The sequence below is a fragment of the Candidatus Chloroploca asiatica genome (assembly GCF_002532075.1).
GTDB lineage: Bacteria > Chloroflexota > Chloroflexia > Chloroflexales > Chloroflexaceae > Chloroploca > Chloroploca asiatica.
In genome coordinates, this window is the sequence record NZ_LYXE01000062.1 from 1 (window position 1) to 23,058 (window position 23,058).

Consider the following 23,058-nt stretch of genomic DNA (forward strand, 5'->3'; position numbering starts at 1 on the left):
TTCCGATCTCGGCCGGGGCGACTTGGCCCCGACCAACCCCCAGCCATTGGCCCTGGCACGCTGTCTGGACTCTGGTGTCAAGGCTTTCAGCAGGTGAAGGAAGGCATCTGCACGGAAAACTGGCCCAAAACGTGTGCTTGACATTGGGTCCACCTTACTGAACGCGTCATGACCTGATCACGCAACGTGCGCCAGAGCCTGACAAATGGATCCACCTTAAGGGGAGCCTTCCTCACCGGCTTTCACTTTTTGATTCGAGGTGGACAGGATGCCTTCCTTCGGTATGATATGCGTGCCAGCACCAATCACACTGTATGGAGGATTCACGATGTCCACCTCGACCCGGTATGATACCATAGCCGCTCGCTTGACCACTGCGCTGCCTGAACTGCGCCCCCGCTTGCGTGACCCGTTGGCCTGCGTGTTGACGGGGATGAGCCAGTCCGTCGCATCCCATCAGCAACGGGTGGCGGACGCGATGCCCCTCGACACCGCCCAAGCGAGCAAGATCCAACGCTTCCGCCGCCTGTTGGAGAATGCCAAACTCACCGCCGAGGACATCTATCAGCCGATCGTGCAAGCGGCGTTGACGGGCTTGCGCCGCCAGCGCGTCCACCTGCTGCTGGATCGGGTGGTGCTCACCGGCGACCAAAACGTTCTGGTCGCCAGCCTGGGCTTTCGCCGCCGCTCTCTCCCTTTGGTCTGGCGCATCCTGGACCACGGAGGCTCCAGTGCGTTGGCCGATCAGCACGCCGTGTTGACTGCCGCTGTGGCCCTCCTGCCCGCCGAGGTGCGCGTGCTGGTCCATGCCGACAGCGAATTTCGCTCGCAGGCCCTCTTTACCTGGATCCGCAGCCACGGCTGGGACGCCATCCTGGGCATCCGGGGGAACGTGACGGTCACCACCGACCCTGCGCAGGCGGCTCAGGCGTTGCACACCTGGCTGCCGGATCGCGAGACGGTCGTCTACCTGAATCAGGTCTGGCTGACCGAAGACCAGCACGGCCCGGTGAACGTCCTGGCCTGGTGGGACAAGGACGACCGTGGCGTGCTGACCTGTTACGCCGTGATGACCAACCTGCCCGCGACCTGGCGAACGTACCGGATTGGCAGCCGCCGGATGTGGAGTGAGACGATGTTCCGCGACTGGCAAAGTGGGGGCTTTGCATTGGGGAAAACGGCGATCACGGATCATGAGCGGTTCCATCGGCTGATCATCCTGGTGTGTCTCATCTACCTGTGGTTTGTCAGCCTTGGGCGGTGGCTGGTCAAGCGTGGCTATCGTCACCTCCTCGATACGGGACCATCCGATGCGTGGCACCGCAGTTTGTTTACGCTGGCCGTCGCATGGCAGAACCGCTGCCGCACCTTCGACCGTCCGCTGGCCGTCTTCTGGTTTGTGTACCTCTGACCCCACCAGAAAGTGAAAGGTTGGCAATTTGTGTACATATGACACCATAAGAAAGTGAAAGCCGGTGAGGGCCCATGCCCTGGCGCCGGGCCAGACGTGCCCCTGGTTCGCCGCCCACATCCAGGGCGAGTTGGCGCTGTTCTGCCCGCAGTCGGGTGGTTCGGCGCGCAGAAGGAATGGCCAGCCCCGGCACCGGCTCAGTGAAGGTGGTGCGACCACAGCCGAGAGTCGCACCGCGAAAGCGCCGAACGTGGAGGTGGATGCGGACGGGCAGTTGGGCCAGGGGCAGATCCGCCAAACGGCGCTGGTAATGGCTATGCACCTGGTGCGTGGTCACCGCGCAGGTGGGGCAGTCGGCGGTCTGGGTGGTCGTGTGGAGGTCAACCCGGATGCCTTCGGGTGTGAAGTCGGCAGCGGTCATCTGGAGGGCGGCACCAACAGGGATGAACAGATTCTCGATCAACATCAGATTCTTGCCTTACGACAAACATGTTCTTAAACCTCCTCTTCGAGCATGTTGGTTCTCGTCCTGCCTGCACGGAAAGTGCGGGAGAGCCACTTTTCACTTGACAAAAACACAGGGGCACCCCTGCTGCGCCCGCCGTGGCACCCCGAGCGGAGCGAGGGGTCTTCCATGCGCCGCAGTGAAGATTCCTCACTGCGTTCGGAATGACATGGATGGCGTTGGCATCCCGCTGCGCCCGCCTTGCCACCCCAAGGCATCCTCCGTCACCCCGCCGCGCCCGCCGTGGCACCCCGCCGCACCCGCCGTGGCACCCGCCGCGCCAGCATTGTCACCCCGAGCGCAGCGAGGGGTCTTCCATGCGCCGCAGTGAAGATTCCTCACTGCGTTCGGAATGACATGGATGGCGTTGGCACCCCGCTGCGCCCACCTTGTCACCCCGAGCGCAGCGAGGGGTCTTCTATGCACAGCACGGAAAATTGCCTTTTGTGCATCCTGAGCCAGCAGGCGAAGTCGCGACAGCCATTCCCCGCAAAATCTCGTCTTGAACCTTTGCGCCTCTGCGCCCTTGCGTCAAAATGCGCGCCGCACGACCGCTACCACGCGCTCGAGGTCTTCCAGGGTGAGGTTCGAGCCCGAGGGGAGGCAGAGGCCGTCGCGGAAGAAGCTTTCGGCGACGCTGCCCCCGCTGCGTTCGTAGCGTTCAAAGATGGGCTGGAGGTGCATTGGTTTCCACCCTGGGCGCGCTTCGATGTGCTCGGCTTCCAGGGCCACGCGGATTGCCTCGCGATCAGTGCCGCTTTGCGCCGGGTCAATGGTGATCACCGTGAGCCAGCGCGTGTGCCGCCCCCACGAGGGTGTTTTGACGCCAAGACGCAAGGGCGCAAAGGTTGATTTGAACCTTTGCGCCTTCGCGTCAAAAACAGCCGGTCCCCCCGCCGCCCACACCAAAAACGCCGGGGCACCCAGGCGAGGCCCTGGCAACACGGCGTTTGATAGACGCCAAGACGCAAAGATATAACATTTGCGTCTTGGCTCTCAGCTTCGGGCGAGAAGGATCTCGCCAGATCACACGATGCTCTTGTATAATACCTGCAACCACACAAGTCAGTGAACAAGAGGCCGCCGATGCAAGCTTATCGTGTAGAAACGACCATTGCGCCTGATGGCTCAATCAAAATTGTCAATCTCCCCTTTCCGCGTGGCGAAGCCGTTGAAGTCATTATCCTGCTGCCAGAATCACGCACGACGACAACTGAGCGCTATCCCCTCCGGGGCACACCAGTTGTCTATCATGCCCCCTTTGAGCCCGTGAGTGAAGATGACTGGAGCATCCTTCCATGATCATCCTCGATACGCACATCTGGGTCTGGTGGATCCACCAAGATCAGCAACTCCCAACAGGCTACGAGGAATATATTCGTCATCACGAAGCACAAGGTTTGGGCATTAGTGCCATATCCTGTTGGGAAGTTGCTAAATTGGTTGAGTATGGCCGACTGACGCTGCCAATGGGCATCGCGGATTGGATGCAACGTGCGCTCTCCTACCCTGGTATGCGCTTGTTACCACTCACACCAGAGATTGCGATTGCGTCTACCCAGTTGCCACCACCTTTTCATAGAGACCCTGCCGATCAGCTTATCGTCGCAACAGCTCGTACCTATGATTGTCCATTAGTTTCACTTGATGGCAAGATACGTACATACCCATACGTTCGTACTGAGCCTCAGAGCAACAGCCCTGCCGATGCCGCAGCAGGCAACATTCATGCGTCGGGACAAGGCTCGGCAGGAACAGCGCATGACACCCATCCTGTGCAACCAGATTGATCAAGTTGCACGATGCTCCGTCGCGTGAGGGTAAACCTGGGATCCCCGCCACCCACACCAAAAACGCCGTGTCGACTAGGGATGTGCCCTGGCAACACGGCGTTTGATAGACGCAAAGACGCAGAGGCGCCAAGATCTTTTTTTACCTTTGCGCCTTCGCGCCTTGGCGTCAAAATGTCCCCCCGCGCTACACCGCGTTGCGCTGACCAACGGTGCGTTCGGTGACGACGACGGTGCGCCACAGCAGGGCGGCGCTCAGCAGCGGGACGAGGCTTGCGGCGATCTCACGGCCAGGCACGGCACGCATCCAGAGCAGGGCGCGCTTCGATGTGCTCGGCTTCCAGGGCCACGCTGTTTTGACGCCAAGACGCAAGGGCGCAAAGATCTTTTTTTACCTTTGCGCCTTCGCGCCTTTGCGTCAAAATGACAGGTGTTCCGGAGGGTTTAACTCAGAGGCACGGAGACGCGGAGGCGCAGAGATTCAAGAGGAGCCACGATCTTCCGGTTGTTTGTTGGAAACCAGGGCCTGCAAATCTCGCGTCAACGGAACGAAACGCCGAGCGGATCGCAATGCATCATCAGCACTTTGTTGCGTAGATAAAGCCCAAGGCATCCTCCTTGTCACCCCGATGCGCCAGCCATGTCACCCCGAGCGGAGCGAGGGGTCTTCCATGCGTAGCAATGAAGATTCCTCACGCCGTTCGGAATGACATGGATGGCGTTGGTAGCCCCGCTGCGCCAGCCATGTCACCCCAAGGCATCCTCCGCCACCCCAAGGCATCCTCCGTGTCATCCCGCCGCGCCCGCCGTGTCACCCCGCCGCGCCAGCCATGTCACCCCGAGCGCAGCGAGGGGTCTTCCATGCGCCGCAGGGAAGATTCCTCACTCCGTTCGGAATGACATGGATGGCGTTGGTAGCCCGCTGCGCCCGCCGTGGGCCCCCATCGCGCACCCCTGCCCCCCACTGCGCCAGCACTGTCACCCCGAGCGCAGCGAGGGGTCTTCCATGCGTAGCGAGGGGGCTTCGATGCGCCGCAGGGAAGATTCCTCACTCCGTTCGGAATGACATGGCTGGCGTTGGTAGCCCGCTGCGCCCGCCGTGGCCCCCCATCGCGCACCCCTGCCCCCCGCCGCGCCAACAATGTCACCCCGAGCGCAGCGAGGGGTCTTCCATGCGCAGCGAGGGGTCTTCCATGCGCCGCAGGGAAGATTCCTCACTCCGTTCGGAATGACATGGATGGCGTTGGCACCCCGCTGCGCCCGCCGTGGCACCCCAAGGCATCCTCCTTGTCACCCCGCCGCACCAGCCATGTCACCCCGCTGCGCCAGCCATGTCACCCCGAGCGCAGCGAGGGGTCTTTTATGCGCGGCACGGAAACTTGCCTTTGGTGCATCCTGAGCCAGCAGGCGAAGTCGCGACAGCCATGCCCCGCAAAATCGCGTCTTGAACCTTTGCGCCGTTGCGCCTTGGCGTCAAGATCACCGCCGTTCCCCCCGCCACCCACACCAAAAACGCCGTGTTGCCCAGGGACTTGCCCTGGCAACACGGCGTTCCGGAGGTTGTAACGCAGAGGCGCGGAGTTTCCTCTTGAATCTCTGCGCCTTGGCGCCTTGGCGTCAAAATGCGCACCGCACCACCACCGGCACGCGCTCCAGGTCGGCACCATATGCTGCCAGATCAAGCGTCTTTCTCACCTGCCAATTTCAGCGTCTCCTCGTATAAATCAAGCGCAAGATGAAACCCGCATCGCTGTAAGTCATCTAAGAGTGGCTGAACTGCTACAATCAGACCGGCCTTTTTTGCCCTTATCAGGATACCAATAACTCCTACAACGCTCACTTCCAAACGCTCGGCGAACAGACGCGCCTGGCGATCATCCAGCCCAGCCACATAGCCCACATGCGACCTGGCATAGGCTATCACAGCTTGCTCACCTGGCCCCAGCCGATTAGGTGGTAAGGCAGCTTGTTCACTGTGATCAACAGAGACCGCCAGCATCCAATTGAACTTGCCAGGATTGATCGTATCTGGCCGCATCAAGCGCCCCATGTCCAACTCTAAGCAAACCAACTCCGGCACATAGACCGGTTCAAAAAGAGCGTGAAGCAGACCGATCTGACCGATGCGATCCAGATACAGCAACAGGGTGGTATCGCAAACCAAAGGCCGTCTACTCATCGGCTAACTCGCGGTGCAGATCTTCCCCCGTGATTGCCGACACAGGAATATCGTAGTCAGCACACAAATCCAAAAACATCATGCGTGGCACACCTGCCATATGGGCCGCAGCACCGGATGAGAGTTTACCTATACGAAAGAGCATCAGCGCCGCGTACAGCCGCATATCACGCGCCAGTTCTTCCGGTGTCCGATTAAGCATCTGCGGAATATCCCCTGGCAACTGTATTTCCACTACATCGTACATCGTTGTCTCCTCTGCCAAGCGATGGCCCTGCCCATCCATCGTGTAGCCTATCGCCCACTGCCGAGCAAACGGGCGCGACATGTGCGTGTTTACGCTTTTCCTGGGAATGAGGGCAGCTTGCCCTCATACGCACGACGAGGGCGGGACGCCCTCGCGCCAAGGCTTGTAGGTTCCCCCAAGCTGGCACCGGGGCGGCACACCCTACACCTAAACATCCGTCAGCAAGTGCGATAGCAAAGCTATGGGGGTAGTGTACCGCACCACGAGCAGAAAATCCACCCGTCGCGCAAGGCCGACGCCACGGCGTTCCGGAGGTTGTAACGCAGAGGCACAGAGACGCGGAGGCGCAGCGTTTCTTTTTCGACCTTCGCGCCTTGGCGCCTTTGCGTCAAGATCACAGCCGTTCCCCCGCCACCCACACCACAAACGCCGTGGCACCCAGGCGAGGCCTTGGTACCACGGCGTTTTGGGGTGTACCACAGAGGCACGGAGACGCAGAGTTTCTTTCTTTACCTTTGCGCCTTTGCGTCAAGATGATAGGCGTTCCGGAGGTTGTAACGCAGAGGCGCGGAGGCGCGGAGGTTCAAGAGGAATCCGGTTCTTTGTTGGAAACCAGGGCTTGCACATCGCGCGTCAACGGAACGAAACGCCGAGCGGATGGCAATGCATCATCAGCACGTTGTTGCGTAGATAAAGCCCAAGGCATCCGCCGTGTCACCCGCCGCGCCCGCCATGTCACCCCGCTGCGCTCTCCCTGTCACCCCACTGCGCCAGCACTGTCACCCCGAGCGCAGCGAGGGGTCTTCCATGCGCCGCAGGGAAGATTCCTCACTGCGTTCGGAATGACATGGATGGCGTTGGTAGCCCGCTGCGCCAGCCATGTCACCCCGCCGCGCCCGCCGTGGCCCCCCATCGCGCACCCCTGCCCCCCGCTGCGCCAGCACTGTCACCCCGAGCGCAGCGAGGGGTCTTCGATGCGTAGCAATGAAGATTCCTCACTCCGTTCGGAATGACATGGATGGCGTTGGCACCCCCGCTGCGCCCGCCGTGGCACCCCAAGGCATCCTCCTTGTCACCCCGCCGCGCCAGCAATGTCACCCCGCTGCGCCAGCCATGTCACCCCGAGCGTAGCGAGGGGTCTTCCATGCGCCGCAATGAAGATTCCTCACTCCGTTCGGAATGACATGGCTGGCGGCACGGAAAATTGCCTTTTGTGCATCCTGAGCCAGCAGGCGAAGTCGCGACAGCCATTCCCCACAAAATCTCGTCTTGAATCTTTGCGCCTCTGCGCCTTGGCGTCAACATGCGCGCCGCACGACCGCTACCACGCTCTCCAGGTCTTGCTCGGTGAGGTTTGAGCCCGAGGGGAGGCAGAGGCCGTCGCGGAAGAAGGCTTCGGCGACGCTGCCCCCACTGCGTTCGTAGCGTTCAAAGATGGGCTGGAGGTGCATTGGTTTCCACCCTGGGCGCGCTTCGATGTGCTCCGCTTCCAGCGCTACGCGGATTGCCTCGCGATCAGTGCCGCTTTGCGCCGGGTCAATGGTGATCACCGTGAGCCAGCGCGTGTGCCGCCCCCACGAGGGTGTTTTGACGCCAAGACGCCGAGGCGCAAAGATCTTTTTTCGACCTTCGCGCCGCTGCGCCTTGGCGTCAATCAACAGCCGTACCACTGCGACGACGCGCTCCAGATCAGTGAGGCGGTTACGTAGGTGGCATGAGCATGGAGATCGCGGTTATGCGTCAAGTTCTTGTTGAATCAGGTCAATTAGTTCCAGAATGCTCAGTACCTGACCCGGTTCAATGCTGCCAGTTTCGCCAATATGCACATGATCGGGAAAATTGGGCAAGTTGGGATAATGCGGGGCATTATCCCAGCGTTTTCTCAGCAGGCGGCGTTCAGCATCCATCCACTGATATCGGTATTCCGTCGTTTGGATCCGTGCTTGCCTGCTCTGGAAGAATTCGGCAACTTCGAGAAAGTCATGGTTGCAGAGCGTCAGTCTTGCTCGGAAGAAGCCCTGGGTGGGGGTGGCATATTCCTGTATGATATCAATATGCACAACGAGGGAACTGCTCGCAAGCTTGGCTTTCAAGTCAGCCAGGTAGTCTTGTGTGTCCACCTAGCCACCCGCTGCGTTCAGGAGGTTGATCTGCTCCTGGGTCGCTAACCACATCTGGTAGAACGCACTCCATTCAAAGAAATCGGCTTCATCACCCAGTTCCCCTGCTTGAAACTGGCGATAGAAATCCTCAGAAGAGAACTGATACCGCTCCTCAAATTCATGAAGAGTCGCTGTCAGTCGTGCGAAGGCTTGTTTGGCTTGTGTCTGTTCTCGAGCGATAAGTTGCTCAATCGTGGTATCAATCATGTCACTGTGGTATCCACGACGATAGAGTTGTTCCAACGATTGGATCTTACGTAAGGTCTGTTGGCCGGAGGTCATAGACGCCCTCCTTGGGTCACGGCTTCATACCATCTATGCCTTCCAGGATATCATATCTTTGTGAACCATACCAGGGATGCGCTTTGAACCTTGGCGCCGTTGCGTCAAAATGACAGGCGTTCCGGAGGTTTTAACGCAGAGGCGCAGGGTTTCTTTTTCTACCTTTGCGCCTTTGCGTCAAAACGCCCCCGCCACATACCAAAAACGCCGTGGCACCCAGGCGAGGCCCTGGTACCACGGCGTTTGATAGACGCAAAGACGCAGAGGCGCAAAGATCTTTTTGAATCTTTGCGCCTCTGCGCCTTTGCGTCAAAATGCGCGCCGCACGACCGCTACCACGCGCTCGAGGTCTTGCTCGGTGAGGTTCGAGCCCGAGGGGAGGGAGAGGCCGTCGCGGAAGAAGGCTTCGGCGACGCTGCCCCCGCTGCGTTCGTAGCGTTCAAAGATGGGCTGAATAACAATGACCACCCTGAATCGCTGCTCGCTTACTCCTCTTCCTCCAGAATAAAGAGGATATGTTGGTGAAGTACGGGTATCTTATTGATTATGACATCGTACACGATATCATAATCAATTCCAAAATAAGCATGAATGAGGCGATCACGTACGACGCGAGACATATTCAACCTCTTGGAGAATACGCGGCCCGAGATAGGGACTTAATGAGTCAGCGGTAATCAGGTCAACCGGTCGTCCAAAAAGGTCTTCGAGATACCAGGCGAGTTGGATAAAATTATCAAATGTTTTCTGAGCTGGGTCAAACTCCACAAGCACATCAATATCGCTCTCGGCATGCGCTTCATTCCGGACAAACGAGCCAAAGAGTCCGTAGCGGGTCACACCATAGCGCCGAATAGGGGCTTCGTGCGCGGCAAGCAGGGTCAGGATTTCCTGTTTTGAGGTCACGGGCATCTCTTTTTGCCTCCGCATGCGCCGACGGTCTCCCAGGGTTTCTGGTGAGATAGTATAGCATAGCGGCCATCGTCCTGGGGTGTTTTGCAGGTACCACGGCGTTCCGGAGGTTTTAACGCAGAGGCGCGGAGACGCGAAGGCGCAAAGATCCTTTTTGAACCTTTGCGTCTCTGCGCCTTTGCGTCAACCCCCCCGCCACCCACACCAAAAACGCCGTGTCGCCTAGGGATGTGCCCTGACCACACGGCGTTTGATAGACGCAAAGACGCAAAGATCTTTTTTACCCCTTTGCGCCTTTGCATCAAAATGACAGGCGTTCCGGAGGTTTAACGCAGAGGCGCGGAGGCGCGGAGGCGCAGCGTTTCTTTTTTTACCTCTGCGCCTCTGCGTCTCTGCGTTAAAAAATGTCCTCCCGCGCTACACCGCGTTGCGCTGACCAACGGTGCGTTCGGTGACGACAACGGTGCGCCACAGCAGGGCGGCGCTCAGCAGCGGGACGATGCTTGCGGCGCTCGCACTGCCAGGCACGGCGCTCATCCAGAGCAGGGCGATGATCACGCTGAGCACGGCCCATCCAAGGTAGAGCAGAGTGACGCTGCGGTGACTCCATCCGGCGATGACGAGGCGTTGGTAGAGGTGCGAACGGTGCGCGGCGAAGATGTTTTCGCGGCGCTGGAGACGGCGTAGGATGGTGAAGGTGGTGTCAAAGACAAACGGCCAGACGACGAGCACGCCCGCTGCGGCTAGGCGGGGATCTTCGACGGCCCCAAAGACGGCCACGGCTGCCAGGGTGAAGCCAAGGAAGGCACTGCCAACATCGCCCATAAAGATGCGCGCTGGCGGCCAGTTGTGCCCGAGAAAACCAAGGCTGCTGCCTGCGATCAGGGCACCCATCAACGTGAGCAAGGGTACGTCAACGATGAGGCCAAGGGCAAACCATCCCAAACCCGCTACGACCGCCTGCCCGCCGGCGAGCCCATCAATGCCGTCCATAAAGTTGTAGGCGTTTGTGAGGCCAGCGAGCCAGAGGAAGGTAATCGGGAGGCCTAACCATCCGAGGGTGAAAGAGGGCAACAGGGGCACATCAAGAACGCGCCAGAAGCCAACAAAGATCAAGATGAGCAGCGCACCAATGGCATGGGCACCAAAACGCACCCGGTTCGCGACAGGGCGCAGGTCGTCAAGCCAACTGATCCACGCGATCAACGCCGCACCCACAGTGAACGCACTGATTTCGAGGAGCAAGTCACGCAAATCAAATAGCACAACAGCAAGCCACAACCCAGCAAACGTCACTAGCACAATCAGCAAACCACCCCCGCGCGGGGTTGGCCGGGTATGCGAACTACGCTCGTTGGGAATATCAAGCATGCGCTGCTCAGCCCAGCGACGAAAGAGCATCACACCTACATATGAAAGCGTTGCTGCAATAAAGAATGGAACAAGCCTCCAAAAAATCTCAGTCACTACTGGCCCCACTAAACATATTCAGGGTTATGATATCTGCAGAAATCATAACGATGCTAAAGGAGGCCCATCTGCCGAAGTTGTAGGGTGACACCTTCTTTGAAGGAGTAGGGCGCGTAACCAAAATCTCGTTGTGCATCTGTATAATCAAAAGCTTTATCTTCGTTAAGACGTTGAATTTGCTCTGACTTCACAGGAATCGAAACGGACATCCGCTCGAAAAACTGCAACATACCAATAACAGGTGATGACGGCAGATAAACTTTATAGATGCGTTTGTTTAACAAATTTGAGATAGTATCAATAACTTGATTAAATGTAAGACTTGCAGCCCCGCTAATATTATAGGATTTACGTAGAGTACTTTCAGTCAAGAGGCTATCTACGATAGCTTGTGCAACATTGTCAACATAGACAGGCTGTTGGAGGTTTTTACCATTTCCGACAATGGGTAGGCAAGGAAAACGACGGATATAGTTAATAAGACGACACATATTACGATCACGAGAACTCCCGTAAATCATTGTAGGTCGTATAATTGTATATTGAAGATCGCTCTTTTGAATTACCTCTTCAGCTGCTAAGCGAACTTTTTTACTACTAGCTTTCAATGAGGTAAAAATTGCCGTTGTACTTACAAATACGCCCCGTTGAACACCCGCTTCCAGAGCAGCCTGCACAATACCTGGCGCGTGTCCAAAACCTATTGAAGCTACATTAATAATTGCATCAACACCTTGCAAAGCCAATTTTAAGCTATGGAGATCACTTAAATCGCCATATACTAACTCCACCTGCCCCTGAGGAAGTATCGAAGTGTCACTCGTAGAGCGCACCAGGCAACGTACTTCAGTGCTTTTTTCTAACAACTTTGGGACTACGTATGAACCCGTGAAACCAGTACTACCTGTTACTAATACTTTCATGTTCTCTTATAGTGATAAACTTGGCGTGCTTCGTGTAAAACCTCAAGATATTGATCAGCAAGGAGTGATCGTGAAAAATGATTGACAACAAAAGCTCGTGCCTGCTCACCCATCTTATACCGTTGGGCCTGATGTTGATACAATTGCAGGACTGATCGTGCGATCGCATCCGCATCTTCAGGATTAACTACAATAGCACCTTCAGAACGGTTTAAAATTGTTGCAGCCTCTCCAGCGACACTGGCTACAATGGGGCGACCCATAGCCATAATTTCAAACATCTTTGAAGGAATAAAAAACTTGAACAGAGGAATATCACGCAATGGAACAAGACATATATCGGCCAGAGCATAAAATTGCTGCACCTCAAGCTTGGTGACAGGATCATGAAAATGGACATTGGATAAATTCTGCTCTTGAGCACGTTGCATTAACAGATCTTTTTCAGCTCCTTCACCAACAAAGAGAAATTGTATCTCAGGATGAGGTTGTAATTGAGCAGCACTAGTCAAGATTGTGGTTAATGCCTGAGAAATTCCATGTGCCCCGATATAGAGGACGATGAATTTACCCTGGAGCCCCAGCTTCTTACGGAGATCTTCTGGAGAGGGTTGTGGCTGCCAATATTGGATATCAGCACCATTATACACGGTCACAATTTTGTCGGCTGGTACCCCTCTCGCAATAAGATTATTACGAAACTCATTGGTGACAGTAACTATACGCGTTGCCCTTCGGTACATCCACAATTCTAATGTTTCCAGCAAAGCAAGCATTTGTCGATTTGTAAGAATACCTAGATCCTCAAAAGAGGCAGGCCACAAATCACGTACCTCCATGACAAAGGGGATTTTGCGCTGTATTCCTGTGGCAATTGCAGCCATGGCAGCAAAAAAAGTTGGCGAAGTTCCAATGGCAACATCCGGTCTGCTTATATGAGGATTGCTATACAACAATGTAGCAGGTAGATAAGAAATATGGCCAAGAGTTTTCTTTGCAATACCTTTATTTGGTGTTATATATGTCCAATGGCGATGCACTTCAATGCGATCTAAAATCTCATACATGTACCGCTGAAGTTTATAACCAGGATAGACTTGGCCAGTAGGATGATTGGGAAAACAAGTAATTACTTGCACTTGATGATTTTTCTCAAGCCACTGCTGAGCTAAATCATAGATGCGGGCAGACGGAGCACCAATTTCGGGAGCAAAGTAGTGCGAATAAACAGCAATATTCATAGAAAAACCGGGGGAACTTGTGGTGATAATTCAAGCATGTAGGAGTTATCCGCATAAGAAACCACAATTCTCGGCACCGAAAAACCAGATACCATCTCTATGCTTCCAGGAACATCATAAAAGATACCATAACCATGCACACAAGAAAGAACAGCGTCCTTCTGTAAAGTTAACACCTGGTTTGATAGAAGGTTCCCAAATTTTTCGGAATACCATCCTTGATAAAACGGCTCTTTCTGGCCTTTACTATAAAGATATGAGTCATGCCCAAAACCCAGCAGATAAAGGCTTCGTTTTGTATTAATGAACTGCCAGGTGGTTTGATTGACAGGTTGAAGATCAACATCAGGATGCAAATGAATATGGTTACTAGACTGAACCTTACCATCTCCCCATAATTCATCAACAAATAACCAGAATTTTTGCTGGCACCAGACAATCGTACGTCTGTGAGTAACAGGTGGATGTTGACGACAATAGCCATTATGTGAAGCCTGAGCTAACACACACTCTGACGATTGATGAAAAAAAACCGAGTCTGGTTGAGCGCGATGCGCAACGCGGAAACTTGACCAGACATCCGATTGATTGGTTGCATTTATTTCTACTGTGTTGTGAGCCCGTGTTGATCGGAAATAGTCTCGCCAATGACCACGAGTATACTCATAAACACCAGAGTCAACAATGATACGTTGACCATCAATGGTAAGTTCATAGCTAAGCAGATCCGCATGGGCATGAGCAGGAAGATAGTCTGGGCAAGGTTTTCCGACATCAATGATGCAAAAATCATCTTTAGAAGGGTTACAGATAAGCGCCCAACCACTATGCTTGAACAGGCATGATGTTTGCGAAGATTTGCTTACAGGCCAGGTTTGAAACTTATCCCACCCCCTCTGACCAAATAGCAAGAAGGGATAAAGACCAAATTCTTCGGTTAGTTTATATCTCGGGTCATCAAAATATATGGCACCAACATTCAATAGGTCAAAGGGATTAGGCGAAATATCCCAGGCTGTATCTTTGAATAAAGGCACAAGACCATTTTGAGGCAGCAGGGCCAGTAAGAAATCCAGCATTCGGTGAATAGCTTGATGCAGTTCATCGGGGCAAGAACGATGATTTCGCTTCAGCCACAGCGCAATTTCGAGGAGATCTTTCAAGACAACCAGATGGTAACCCGGGGTACGTTCAAAATGTCCCCCATCCTCAAGAACCTGTTCCTCGATCTCTTTCGTAAGTAAATCAATGCCACGCTGATACCAACGCTGTGGCTCAGAACCGTCGAATGCAATGCCAAGCCAGCACAACGCACGTATGTTTTCTAGCAAATGATTGCCACGGACATCAAGTTCTAGGTTACGAAATAAATATTGTGCTTGAGTATACAGACTGCCAATTAACTCGAAGCGAAATAGATCATCTTCCTGTACATATTGCTTAAAGCCAATAATAGCATGAAGCCAGTTCACACTTCGTAGAGCAATGGTATAAGGATGCCATCCATCCCCTTGGTATGCTTGATTGGCATCATTCCATGATCTGACTAACTGACGGAACGTTGCATATGCAGCGTTCGCAGGGTCGGTACATTCCCAAATGAGTAAATCTTGCACATAATTGAAATAGTGCAATTGATAGCGCCACAATTGACTTACCGTCGGGCTGTGCCAACCGATTTTATCTATTTCTTCGGTCTGATGCAGAAATAAGAAGCGACCTTCAGCAATTTCTCTGGCAACATCGTTCCTACTTTCGATATGCCGCGAGATTTGATGAGCTACATCTAGCTCGGCGAGGCCTTCAAAAAGAGGGTTTGGTGAGGTGTATTGCCATTGCGTAGCATACGCGAGTTGCGCACCAGAATATTGTAGCCAACGCTGACGTGCTAAACGACGTCCACGATGCCATATCTGCGATGGCGTCAAGTAACGCATTGTTGTAAGTAGTAAAGAGAGTTGACGTAGTCTACTCATAATGCATGCAGGATACTAGCAATGCGCTCACCCGTACGACCATCCCATAGCGGAGGGATAGCACCAAGTTTTGCTTCACCCTGCAAGATACGGGCAACCTCCTCAAGCAGACGCTCCATATCTCGCCCTACCAAGATATTGCTCCCTACATCAACAGTAACCGGACGCTCGGTATTTTCCCGCAAAGTGATGCAGGGAACCTGTAAATAGGTCGTCTCTTCCTGCACACCACCAGAATCCGTGAGCACGACAGAAGCATGGGCCTGTAATGCCAGAAAATCGAGATATCCTAGTGGATCACAGAACTGGATGCGTTGGGCAAGTTTGTCCAGGCCATGATGGTGGATGCGCTGGCGTGTACGTGGATGGATTGGAAAAAGCAGAGGCAAGTCTTTAGCTACATCATTCAGAGTTGCTAAAATAGTACCAAGCATAGATGGCTCATCCACGTTGGAAGGCCTGTGTAGCGTAATCAGTCCATAAGAGGAGTGTAATTCAAAGCGAGTTTGTAACGCGGGCCATAACGCTTCAGCCTGTGGCTGCAACCGTACCAGCGTATCGATCATCACATTGCCAACACAGTGAATCTTCTCGGCAGCAATGCCCTCACGCAACAGATTCTGATCGCCATCGACTGAAGGCGTAAACAGAAGATCGGCAAGCTGATCGGTCACCAACCGGTTGATCTCTTCTGGCATCGTGCGATCTCCTGAACGCAGGCCAGCCTCAACGTGAGCTACCGGTATGAGCAATTTGGCACAGACGAGGGTCGCCGCAACCGTGGAGTTTACGTCACCGTAGACGAGCACCATGTCAGGCTTTTGCTCAAGCACGACCGGCTCGAAGCGGGCCATGATCTGGGCGGTCTGCTGAGCATGACTCGCCGAACCTATCTCCAGGTTCACGTCTGGCGCAGGAATGCCAAGTTGCTGGAAAAAGATGTCAGACATGTTGACGTCGTAGTGCTGTCCAGTGTGAACAATGATCTGCCTGACGGCATCATAATGACCCAATGCATGTAACACTGGTGCGACTTTCATAAAGTTGGGACGAGCACCGACGACATGGATAAGCTTCATTGTCTGTTTCCTAACCCAGTGATTTTCAGGTATAGCAACCCTAGGAGGTATTTACTTGTTATATGATTCGCTTGACAGATCTTTTGCGAGTGATTAAACAAGAAACACAAGCCAAAAAATTATTGAATTGACATGTATTAGCTTTGGGGATCAGAAATTCCATAGCGAAACACATGACTGTGCAGACTGTAGGCTTAAAATGGACACGTTTTAAACTATTTTTTACAACCAATGACCAACATTTTGTTTTTTACTGGAAATAACCAAAGCAAGACACTTACAACTGGCAAAGCTATGTTAACTAAGAGGTCTGATTTCAATAATCTCTTCAAGTAAAAACTGTATGGAAAAGAAAGCTCATGAAATTTTGTTACAGACACGACTTCTAGTCCAACTCTTTCAAGTATACACCTTATTTCTGAAGACGAAAAAATTTGCTTATGACCAAACGGATGCGCTGAATACATGGCATTTAAAAATGTAGGAAATCTTCCGTTAGTATATTTGTACGTAATTTCCCCAAAACGATGATAAAAACTATCTCTACATGGAGTGTCAATAAAAAGACATCCCCCCGTTTTGAGCATCATTGCAGAATATCTCAGAGTCTGTTCCGGATAATTGACATGTTCGATTACATCCCATAATGTAACTACATCAAAGGATGACTGCTGATCCTTCCAGAAGTCATCCTCGATTGGGCGCTTAACGATTTCAAGGTTATGTTTTGTTCTCGCATACTGAGCTCTTGGGTCACTTAATTCAATCCCTATCACTTGTGCGCCATCCTTTTTTAATTTTGAAAGAAATAATCCGCCACCACAGCCAATATCCAAAATACGTTTCCCTCTGATTGAACGGAACCGCTGCTTCACCACGCCGGCTTGTTTCTCAAATCTTTCCGGGTTAGATTGTAGTTGGTTTTCAATGTAAACAGTTACCTGATCAGTCAATGCATTTGCATCTATCTCTGGGGAGAGTTTTTCAACTGGATCCAAATAATCGATGTAATGATAGCCATCCTGTGAGACAAAAACATTTGCATTTGTAAGACGATATTTAGGATTTCCTGTTGTATACTGCTTTAAATCGTCAATGCTTTGCATTTTATTTACCCTTTCTTGATTTGGCATACAAAAACAGTCATGAATTAACTGCGTTAATCAACCATGAATCACTCGAATTCACTGGTTTTGTTCGTGAAGTTTTTATAACATCCTTCAATGTTACTGCACCTGTTCGACAGCAGCAAATGTCGCTTGCGTGACATCTGCCAGTTCTTCCCAGGGGATGAGCCACGAGCCACCATGCGCAACTCGTTCAACAAATGCAGCCACTTCGGCGCCATGTCCTTTATCCTGCCGCCACAGCCGCTGGCCCTTGAAGCCTGCCCAGCCATAGCTGTGCAGCCGCTGGAAATTGTCGAGGGCCAGGATGCGCCCAGCACTGAAGACCTCTAGCCGCTCTTTGGGAAACTGCTTGCTGCCGTTGGCAAAGTAATGCACGGTGCCCAGGGAGCCGTCGGCAAAGGTGAGGGTGATGGTCATCTTGTCTTCACGCACCGCCAGGCCAGGCGCGGCACCGATGGCGTGCGCACTGACGTTGACAATAGGATGGCCCGCAAGAAAGCGGAGCAGATCGATGAAATGACAGCCTTCACCAATAATGCGCCCGCCCCCCACCAGAGGATCTTGTGTCCAGTGGTGCGCCGGGATTGCGCCTGCATTGACGGTATAAATCATGGTGAGTGGCTCGGTACGAGCACCAAGGAGCTTGCGCATCTCTACTGCAAGCGGAGCAAACCGACGGTTAAAACCGACCAGTAACTGAAGATTGGGGGCTTGTTGCCGCGCAGCATTGATCTGATCGAGCTCATCCTGGGTAAGCGCCAGAGGCTTTTCGACAAAGACATGCTTGCCTGCCGCCAGAGCCTCAACGATCAAGCGGGCATGCGTATTATGGCGAGTCAGAATGAAGACCGTATTGATCGCCGGATGCTCGAGGATCTTGCGATAATCAGAGACAGCCTGGGCGAAGCCAAATTTACGTGCCGCAATCGCCGCATCACGACCAGTCGTGGTTGCAATCGCCTCAAGACGAGCACCGGTTTTGACAACTGCAGGAATCAGAACGAGCGAGGCAAAATTACCGGCTCCAATGACGCCTACAGCAACCTGATGCTGGGGGGTAGATCTGGCCAAAGGTGCTTTCGCAATGCGAGGTTGCACCTGAACGACTTGCTCGAGAGCAGGTTGCACATCGGGATAGGTGAGCAAGACCCCGAGCAGCGAACGATCCGTGACCAGTTCCTGATAGACGGCAGGAGCCTGAACCAGCGGGACACGGCGCGAGATAAGGGGAGTTGCATCCATGCGCCCACTTGCCATCAGATCGAGCACAGCCTCGAAGTTGCGCTGTTCGGTCCAGCGCACAAAGCCGAAGGGGTAATCTTGACCCTTTTGCTCGTAGAGTTCGTCGTAGCGTCCTGGCCCATACGAACAGGAGACCTGAAACGTCAACTCTTTCTCATAAAAATCAGCCCGCGAGAGTTCCAACCCAGTCACACCAACCAGCACAATGCGCCCACGCTTGCGGCTCATCTGCGCGGCCTGGTGAACAGGTTCACTGCTTTTCGTCGAGGCGGTGATCACGACAGCATCAACGCCGCGCCCCTCGGAAAAAGCCATGCCTGCTGCCACCGGGTCGGTACCATTGCTGAGGTCAACGGCCTCAGCGCCAAACTGGCGCGCCAGCGCACACTTCTGGCTGTCTAGGTCGATGCCCAGCACCTGACAGCCGTTTGCCAGCAGCATCTGCACAGTCATCAACCCCAACAAACCCAGACCAACCACCACCACGCGCTCGCCCAGGGTGGGGTTGACCAGGCGAATGCCCTGCAAGCCCACAGCAGCCAACACCGTGAACGCTGCGGCGTCATCGCTCACGCCATCAGGAATGCGGGCGCAGAGGTTCTGCGGCACAGCTACGACCTCGGCGTGGGGTCCATTGGAGACCACGCGGTCGCCGACCGCAAAGCCGGTCACGCCCTGGCCTACCTCCAACACCACGCCTGCATTGCAGTAGCCCAGCGGCAGTGGCTGATCGAGGCGAGCAAAGACAGCCTCCAAAGTAGGTAGCAACCCGTCAGTCTTGATCTTGTCAAGCACTTTTTGAGGCTGAGAACGCACCTTGGTGATCAGGTTGCCCTGGCCAAACTCGACAAGCATACGTTCGGTGCCAACAGAGATTAGACTGCGACGGGTAGCGATGAGAAATTGACCGGCGGCACAGGTGGGAGTTGGGGTATTGAGGAGTTCAGTTTCGCCGGTCTTTAGGTTATGAGCAATCTGTTTCATGTTGGCAGCAATAACTGACGGTAAACTTTGAGCAACTTTTCACCCTCGGAATCCCAGGTATAACTTTTCCTTGCAACTAACGACCTTCGTTTCATTGCTGCCATGGTCTCAGGATCCCGTGCGATTTGATTAACTGCTGCTGCAATTGCCACCGGATTTCCTGGTTCACACAATACGCCCACTTGATGTGTATTAACGACTTCTCGAAAAATAGGCAAATCTGGCGCGACAAGTGCCAGACCCGCCATCACATATTCGAATAACTTGTTAGGTGATGCAAGCTGATTGTTCAGGTTATGAGGCAGATACATAATCAGGCCAATATCATACCTCGAAGCCGTCGAAACAACCTGATTTGAAGCAACCGGGGGTAGGAAAGAAACCTTATCCTCTAAACCTTCAACTGTCGCAATTGATCGTAAATCCTGTTCGACGTCTCCAGAACCGATAAAGGTCAGATGGATATTACTATCCATATATCTTGCACTGCGCACTACATCTTCAAGCCCTCTATTTCGATGAAACATGCCAAGGTGCAAGACTTGTACTGTTTGTATACCGACACTTTCTAGGTTGTTCTCGTCCTCACTTGAATTAACAGATAGAGGAGCATTCATCACGACTGTAGGCAACGGGATTTTATATCTCTCTGCAAGCATTTCGGCGATTAAGCGATTCACAGTTACTGTAGCATTGCAGCGACGAATCAGAAATGATTCCAAATACCCAACAATTTTTTTGGCGCGTCCTATATCACGACCCGCTTCTGGCCAATACTCATGCGAGTCATAGACAAGTTTGGCACCGGTAAGTCTGCTGATTAGATAGCCAGCGGGAAGGGTGTCAAGGTCATTTGCGTGAACAATGTCCGGCCGCATCACCGTTGCTATTCGTATCATTTCGAGATTTGAAAGAGTTCGCTCTACAAGCTTGGCAAGCCTAGAAGTCCTTCTTTTTGCCGCAAATTGTATGACTTTGTAGGGAAGAGGGGTTCCCGTATAGCTCCGGCAGACGACAGTAACATCAAACCCTGCATCTGAGGCAGACTTCGCCTCTTTCTGAACGCGAGGGTCAAGGTGGAGATCGGAGGTAACTAACATACAAACTGAAGAATGTGTCACAGCAGTCTTAGGCGATGGCATATCAAACATTCCTTTGACGTAAATGTGTATACAGATCGAGCAATTTGATCGACTCCACTTCCCAACAATAATGAGCCGATGCCACCTGTTTCGAAAGAATGCCTATCTCCTGCATACGCTCTGGCGATATCAATAGCGCGGTTACCGCTCGTCCTATGTCCGCGGGATCCGTGGAATTCACCAACTCCCCGACAGCATGAGTTGACACCACCCGACGGAGTGGAGGAAAATCGCTAGCAACGACTGGTAGGCCTACCATCATGTATTCATAGAGTTTGTTGGGCGCACAGAGATAATTGTTGCGTGAAGTATTCTCGTAGAGTACTAAACCAACAGTGGCCGAACTGGTGTATGCGAGAAGTTTACCATACGGTACAGGTCTATGAAAAAGTACCCGGTCTGCGACGCTCTGTTCCTTAGCTAAGACGAGCAGTTTTTCCTTATACTCCTCAGTGATACGGCCTAAGAAAATCAACCCTGAAGTCGCTGGGGCATACCGCATTGCACGGATCACCGTCTCTGCCGACCGCCCTGGAATAATACCACCTTGATAAAGCACAATCTGCGTCCACGAGCACCTTTGCTCGCGAACGTAGTCCGGAAGCAGGGAAGTTCTTTTACCTTGATAGAGTGGCGGGCAATTTTCTATAGTTAGGGGCAAATTCCGTGCGCCATACTCCTCGTGCATGACTGTTGCGCGCTCGATGTTTGCAGCAATGACAGCGTCCACACCATGCAGCAAGAATCGTTCAATTAGCCGCCACATTGAGCGAAACTGCACATAGGCCGTTTCTGTAAACAATTCATGCGAATCATAGATTACCTTTGCACGACGCAATCGTGCGGCTAAATACATAGCTGGTAGCGTCGGGAGGTCGTGCGCATGATAGATCATCGATTGTTGTCTCAGTGCAACAACGAAAGTAGCTATCAGGAATTCGAGTAATTTCACAATGTTGAACACAGCGTGTCGAGGTAGTCGTCTCGATACAATGTCGAGTCGGCTGATTGTGTAGCCGTTACGCTCTTCTTGCTTAGGTTGGGATGGAGACTTACGAATGCAAAGGACAACAACCTGATATCCTGCTGCGGCTAGTGTGCTGGCCTCACGCTCCACGCGCGAATCTTGTTGCATATCATTCGCCACGCACATTGTAACTGGCGTTGGCATATCAACTTTTAGTTGCTGATGTTGGCTTTCCACAACATTTTCCTCTACATCATGCCAAAACCACACCGCTGCCGACCAACACTTACAGCAAACCCTTCAACCTTGCTGGGTTGGTTATCTCTGTATGGCCCCTGTGTTCACTCGACTTTTGTGAGAATATTTACGATCTTTGCGGCGGAGTTACCGTCACCAAAGATTGGCGGTGGTGGTGTTATTGGCCAGGCGTGGTCGGAAACAGCTTGCAAGATGGCATCTGGTCTTGTCAGTATATTCCAGCCAGACTCGACGGTCTCCACCCATTCAGTCTCTGGACGCAAGGTTATGCAAGGCACAGCAAAAAAGAATGCCTCTTTTTGCACACCTCCAGAGTCAGTCAACACCATGCGTGCATTCTGCTCCAGGACAAGCATGTCAAGGTAACCAACTGGCTCAATGATGCGGAGCGACGCTCCGGCTAAATGTACATGCAAATCCATCATCTCCAATTTGCGCCGTGTTCGTGGGTGCACTGGGAAAATGACAGTTTGATCTATTGCGCACAGCGCCTGCCAAATCGAAGACAATACAGACGGATCGTCGGTATTGTAAGGCCTGTGGATGGTTGCCAATATGTAATCTTGAGGTTTGATCTTCAGGGTGGACAAGATATCCGACTTTGCACGAGCGGTATCGGAAAATTGCATCACCGCATCATACATTGTGTCCCCAACTTGATGAACATTTTTTGCGATGGCTTCCTGGAGAAGATTGTCGACTGCGGTTTTGGTTGGACAAAACAAAATGTCTGACAGATGATCGGTCAATACCCGGTTATGTTCTTCTGGCATCTGGCGGTTGAATGAACGCAATCCTGCTTCTACATGGGCTACTGGCACATGTAATTTGGCGGCCGCCAATGCACCAGCCAGGGTTGAGTTTGTGTCGCCATACACCAGCACGCAGTCAGGTCTCTGAGCCAGAATCACTTTTTCAATTTCGATAAGCATCTGGCCGGTTTGATAGCCATGAGACCCTGAACCGATATCAAGATTAATAGAGGGTCTTGGAAGATGAAGCTGTTCAAAAAAGACTTGGGACATCCCGTAATCATAATGTTGTCCCGTATGTACTAGAAACTCCTCATATCCACCGTTGCGTAGTGCTCGAGTCACAGGCGCGGATTTGATGAATTGGGGACGTGCTCCTACAATAGTTAACACTCGCATAGTTGAC

General features: G+C 53.0%; 25 protein-coding genes. 4 read left to right on the plus strand and 21 right to left on the minus strand.

The window, feature by feature from the left end; translation table 11 throughout:
* The first annotated feature begins 328 nt into the window (after positions 1-328).
* The gene (locus tag A9Q02_RS05425; RefSeq protein ID WP_172450665.1) at positions 329-1,411 is read left to right on the plus strand and encodes a transposase; all 1,083 of its coding nucleotides are present in this window, start codon (positions 329-331) and stop codon (positions 1,409-1,411) included.
* Here A9Q02_RS05425 and A9Q02_RS25315 read toward each other — a convergent pair.
* Both A9Q02_RS25315 and A9Q02_RS05435 read right to left on the minus strand, forming a co-directional pair.
* Positions 1,332-1,877: a transposase family protein gene (locus A9Q02_RS25315; RefSeq protein WP_097651340.1), complete on the minus strand. Its 546-nt coding sequence runs from the start codon at positions 1,875-1,877 to the stop codon at positions 1,332-1,334. The two genes, A9Q02_RS05425 and A9Q02_RS25315, sit on opposite strands and share 80 nt — an antisense overlap.
* A gap of 570 nt (positions 1,878-2,447) precedes the next feature.
* Entirely contained in the window at positions 2,448-2,861 is a 414-nt protein-coding gene (locus A9Q02_RS05435) for a DegT/DnrJ/EryC1/StrS family aminotransferase (protein ID WP_342760468.1), read from the minus strand.
* Positions 2,862-3,002: 141 nt separating this feature from the next.
* Here A9Q02_RS05435 and A9Q02_RS05440 point away from each other — a divergent pair, with 141 nt between their 5' ends.
* On the plus strand, positions 3,003-3,218 hold the full coding sequence (locus tag A9Q02_RS05440; RefSeq protein ID WP_097651342.1) for a hypothetical protein: 216 nt from the start codon (positions 3,003-3,005) through the stop codon (positions 3,216-3,218).
* A complete protein-coding gene (locus A9Q02_RS05445; RefSeq protein ID WP_097651343.1) occupies positions 3,215-3,706 on the plus strand; it encodes a type II toxin-antitoxin system VapC family toxin in 492 nt (163 codons plus the stop codon). The genes A9Q02_RS05440 and A9Q02_RS05445 overlap by 4 nt, the downstream gene beginning before the upstream one ends.
* Positions 3,707-3,893: 187 nt before the next feature.
* Here the strand turns inward: A9Q02_RS05445 and A9Q02_RS05450 are convergent, their stop codons facing one another.
* From A9Q02_RS05450 to A9Q02_RS05465, 4 genes are all read right to left on the minus strand, one after another.
* The gene (locus A9Q02_RS05450) at positions 3,894-4,079 is read right to left on the minus strand and encodes a hypothetical protein (RefSeq protein WP_097651344.1); all 186 of its coding nucleotides are present in this window, start codon (positions 4,077-4,079) and stop codon (positions 3,894-3,896) included.
* A 1,305-nt stretch (positions 4,080-5,384) separates the two neighbouring features.
* Positions 5,385-5,885: a PIN domain-containing protein gene (locus A9Q02_RS05455; RefSeq protein ID WP_097651345.1), complete on the minus strand. Its 501-nt coding sequence runs from the start codon at positions 5,883-5,885 to the stop codon at positions 5,385-5,387.
* Positions 5,878-6,132 (minus strand): UPF0175 family protein, encoded by a 255-nt coding sequence (locus tag A9Q02_RS05460; protein ID WP_167857523.1) that lies wholly within the window; start codon positions 6,130-6,132, stop codon positions 5,878-5,880. Before A9Q02_RS05460 ends, A9Q02_RS05455 begins: the two co-directional genes overlap by 8 nt.
* Before the next feature lie 1,298 nt (positions 6,133-7,430).
* Positions 7,431-7,682: a DegT/DnrJ/EryC1/StrS family aminotransferase gene (locus A9Q02_RS05465; protein ID WP_245860385.1), complete on the minus strand. Its 252-nt coding sequence runs from the start codon at positions 7,680-7,682 to the stop codon at positions 7,431-7,433.
* Here A9Q02_RS05465 and A9Q02_RS24825 point away from each other — a divergent pair.
* On the plus strand, positions 7,578-7,841 hold the full coding sequence (locus tag A9Q02_RS24825; RefSeq protein ID WP_245860387.1) for a hypothetical protein: 264 nt from the start codon (positions 7,578-7,580) through the stop codon (positions 7,839-7,841). The genes A9Q02_RS05465 and A9Q02_RS24825 overlap by 105 nt on opposite strands.
* Before the next feature lie 24 nt (positions 7,842-7,865).
* Here the strand turns inward: A9Q02_RS24825 and A9Q02_RS05470 are convergent, their stop codons facing one another.
* The 15 genes from A9Q02_RS05470 to wecB (A9Q02_RS05535) form a co-directional block, all read right to left on the minus strand.
* Positions 7,866-8,252 carry a toxin-antitoxin system TumE family protein gene (locus A9Q02_RS05470; protein WP_097651348.1) on the minus strand — a complete coding sequence of 129 codons (387 nt, stop codon included), beginning with the start codon at positions 8,250-8,252 and terminating at the stop codon, positions 7,866-7,868.
* Positions 8,253-8,576 (minus strand): hypothetical protein, encoded by a 324-nt coding sequence (locus tag A9Q02_RS05475; RefSeq protein WP_097651349.1) that lies wholly within the window; start codon positions 8,574-8,576, stop codon positions 8,253-8,255.
* Positions 8,577-8,885: 309 nt separating this feature from the next.
* The gene (locus A9Q02_RS24125) at positions 8,886-9,044 is read right to left on the minus strand and encodes a hypothetical protein (RefSeq protein ID WP_172450668.1); all 159 of its coding nucleotides are present in this window, start codon (positions 9,042-9,044) and stop codon (positions 8,886-8,888) included.
* Between the two features lie 17 nt (positions 9,045-9,061).
* Positions 9,062-9,196: a HepT-like ribonuclease domain-containing protein gene (locus A9Q02_RS25320; RefSeq protein ID WP_097651350.1), complete on the minus strand. Its 135-nt coding sequence runs from the start codon at positions 9,194-9,196 to the stop codon at positions 9,062-9,064.
* Positions 9,177-9,488, minus strand: coding sequence for a nucleotidyltransferase family protein (locus A9Q02_RS05485; protein WP_097651351.1), 312 nt, complete (start codon positions 9,486-9,488; stop codon positions 9,177-9,179). Before A9Q02_RS05485 ends, A9Q02_RS25320 begins: the two co-directional genes overlap by 20 nt.
* A 417-nt stretch (positions 9,489-9,905) precedes the next feature.
* The gene (locus tag A9Q02_RS05490) at positions 9,906-10,955 is read right to left on the minus strand and encodes a glycosyltransferase family 4 protein (protein WP_097651352.1); all 1,050 of its coding nucleotides are present in this window, start codon (positions 10,953-10,955) and stop codon (positions 9,906-9,908) included.
* Positions 10,956-11,011: 56 nt separating this feature from the next.
* Positions 11,012-11,881 carry an SDR family oxidoreductase gene (locus A9Q02_RS05495; protein WP_097651353.1) on the minus strand — a complete coding sequence of 290 codons (870 nt, stop codon included), beginning with the start codon at positions 11,879-11,881 and terminating at the stop codon, positions 11,012-11,014.
* Positions 11,878-13,122 carry a glycosyltransferase family 4 protein gene (locus tag A9Q02_RS05500; RefSeq protein ID WP_097651354.1) on the minus strand — a complete coding sequence of 415 codons (1,245 nt, stop codon included), beginning with the start codon at positions 13,120-13,122 and terminating at the stop codon, positions 11,878-11,880. Before A9Q02_RS05500 ends, A9Q02_RS05495 begins: the two co-directional genes overlap by 4 nt.
* Positions 13,119-15,098, minus strand: a complete 1,980-nt coding sequence (locus tag A9Q02_RS05505; RefSeq protein WP_097651355.1) for a heparinase II/III family protein — start codon at positions 15,096-15,098, stop codon at positions 13,119-13,121. Before A9Q02_RS05505 ends, A9Q02_RS05500 begins: the two co-directional genes overlap by 4 nt.
* Positions 15,095-16,177 (minus strand): non-hydrolyzing UDP-N-acetylglucosamine 2-epimerase, encoded by a 1,083-nt coding sequence (gene wecB / locus A9Q02_RS05510; protein ID WP_097651356.1) that lies wholly within the window; start codon positions 16,175-16,177, stop codon positions 15,095-15,097. Before wecB (A9Q02_RS05510) ends, A9Q02_RS05505 begins: the two co-directional genes overlap by 4 nt.
* Before the next feature lie 215 nt (positions 16,178-16,392).
* Positions 16,393-17,310, minus strand: coding sequence for a class I SAM-dependent methyltransferase (locus A9Q02_RS05515; protein ID WP_097651357.1), 918 nt, complete (start codon positions 17,308-17,310; stop codon positions 16,393-16,395).
* Positions 17,311-17,403: 93 nt separating this feature from the next.
* Entirely contained in the window at positions 17,404-19,533 is a 2,130-nt protein-coding gene (locus tag A9Q02_RS05520) for a bi-domain-containing oxidoreductase (protein ID WP_097651358.1), read from the minus strand.
* Positions 19,530-20,675, minus strand: coding sequence for a glycosyltransferase family 4 protein (locus A9Q02_RS05525; RefSeq protein ID WP_172450671.1), 1,146 nt, complete (start codon positions 20,673-20,675; stop codon positions 19,530-19,532). The genes A9Q02_RS05520 and A9Q02_RS05525 overlap by 4 nt, the downstream gene beginning before the upstream one ends.
* Position 20,676: 1 nt before the next feature.
* On the minus strand, positions 20,677-21,879 hold the full coding sequence (locus A9Q02_RS05530; RefSeq protein ID WP_097651360.1) for a glycosyltransferase family 4 protein: 1,203 nt from the start codon (positions 21,877-21,879) through the stop codon (positions 20,677-20,679).
* A gap of 104 nt (positions 21,880-21,983) precedes the next feature.
* The gene (wecB, locus tag A9Q02_RS05535) at positions 21,984-23,051 is read right to left on the minus strand and encodes a non-hydrolyzing UDP-N-acetylglucosamine 2-epimerase (protein ID WP_097651361.1); all 1,068 of its coding nucleotides are present in this window, start codon (positions 23,049-23,051) and stop codon (positions 21,984-21,986) included.
* Between the last annotated feature and the right edge of the window lie 7 nt (positions 23,052-23,058).

Bases quoted from the DNA above. Each gene is read 5' to 3' on its own strand.
- A9Q02_RS05495 (WP_097651353.1), bottom strand. From the start codon at position 11,881: ATGAAAGTATTAGTAACAGGTAGTACTGGTTTCACGGGTTCATACGTA.
- A9Q02_RS05525 (WP_172450671.1), bottom strand. From the start codon at position 20,675: ATGCCATCGCCTAAGACTGCTGTGACACATTCTTCAGTTTGTATGTTA.
- A9Q02_RS05440 (WP_097651342.1), top strand. From the start codon at position 3,003: ATGCAAGCTTATCGTGTAGAAACGACCATTGCGCCTGATGGCTCAATC.
- A9Q02_RS05520 (WP_097651358.1), bottom strand. From the start codon at position 19,533: ATGAAACAGATTGCTCATAACCTAAAGACCGGCGAAACTGAACTCCTC.
- A9Q02_RS25315 (WP_097651340.1), bottom strand. From the start codon at position 1,877: ATGTTGATCGAGAATCTGTTCATCCCTGTTGGTGCCGCCCTCCAGATG.
- A9Q02_RS25320 (WP_097651350.1), bottom strand. From the start codon at position 9,196: ATGTCTCGCGTCGTACGTGATCGCCTCATTCATGCTTATTTTGGAATT.
- A9Q02_RS05475 (WP_097651349.1), bottom strand. From the start codon at position 8,576: ATGACCTCCGGCCAACAGACCTTACGTAAGATCCAATCGTTGGAACAA.
- A9Q02_RS05455 (WP_097651345.1), bottom strand. From the start codon at position 5,885: ATGAGTAGACGGCCTTTGGTTTGCGATACCACCCTGTTGCTGTATCTG.
- A9Q02_RS05460 (WP_167857523.1), bottom strand. From the start codon at position 6,132: ATGTACGATGTAGTGGAAATACAGTTGCCAGGGGATATTCCGCAGATG.
- A9Q02_RS05505 (WP_097651355.1), bottom strand. From the start codon at position 15,098: ATGAGTAGACTACGTCAACTCTCTTTACTACTTACAACAATGCGTTAC.
- A9Q02_RS05445 (WP_097651343.1), top strand. From the start codon at position 3,215: ATGATCATCCTCGATACGCACATCTGGGTCTGGTGGATCCACCAAGAT.
- wecB (WP_097651356.1), bottom strand. From the start codon at position 16,177: ATGAAGCTTATCCATGTCGTCGGTGCTCGTCCCAACTTTATGAAAGTC.
- A9Q02_RS05500 (WP_097651354.1), bottom strand. From the start codon at position 13,122: ATGAATATTGCTGTTTATTCGCACTACTTTGCTCCCGAAATTGGTGCT.
- wecB (WP_097651361.1), bottom strand. From the start codon at position 23,051: ATGCGAGTGTTAACTATTGTAGGAGCACGTCCCCAATTCATCAAATCC.
- A9Q02_RS05515 (WP_097651357.1), bottom strand. From the start codon at position 17,310: ATGCCAAATCAAGAAAGGGTAAATAAAATGCAAAGCATTGACGATTTA.
- A9Q02_RS05425 (WP_172450665.1), top strand. From the start codon at position 329: ATGTCCACCTCGACCCGGTATGATACCATAGCCGCTCGCTTGACCACT.
- A9Q02_RS05485 (WP_097651351.1), bottom strand. From the start codon at position 9,488: ATGCCCGTGACCTCAAAACAGGAAATCCTGACCCTGCTTGCCGCGCAC.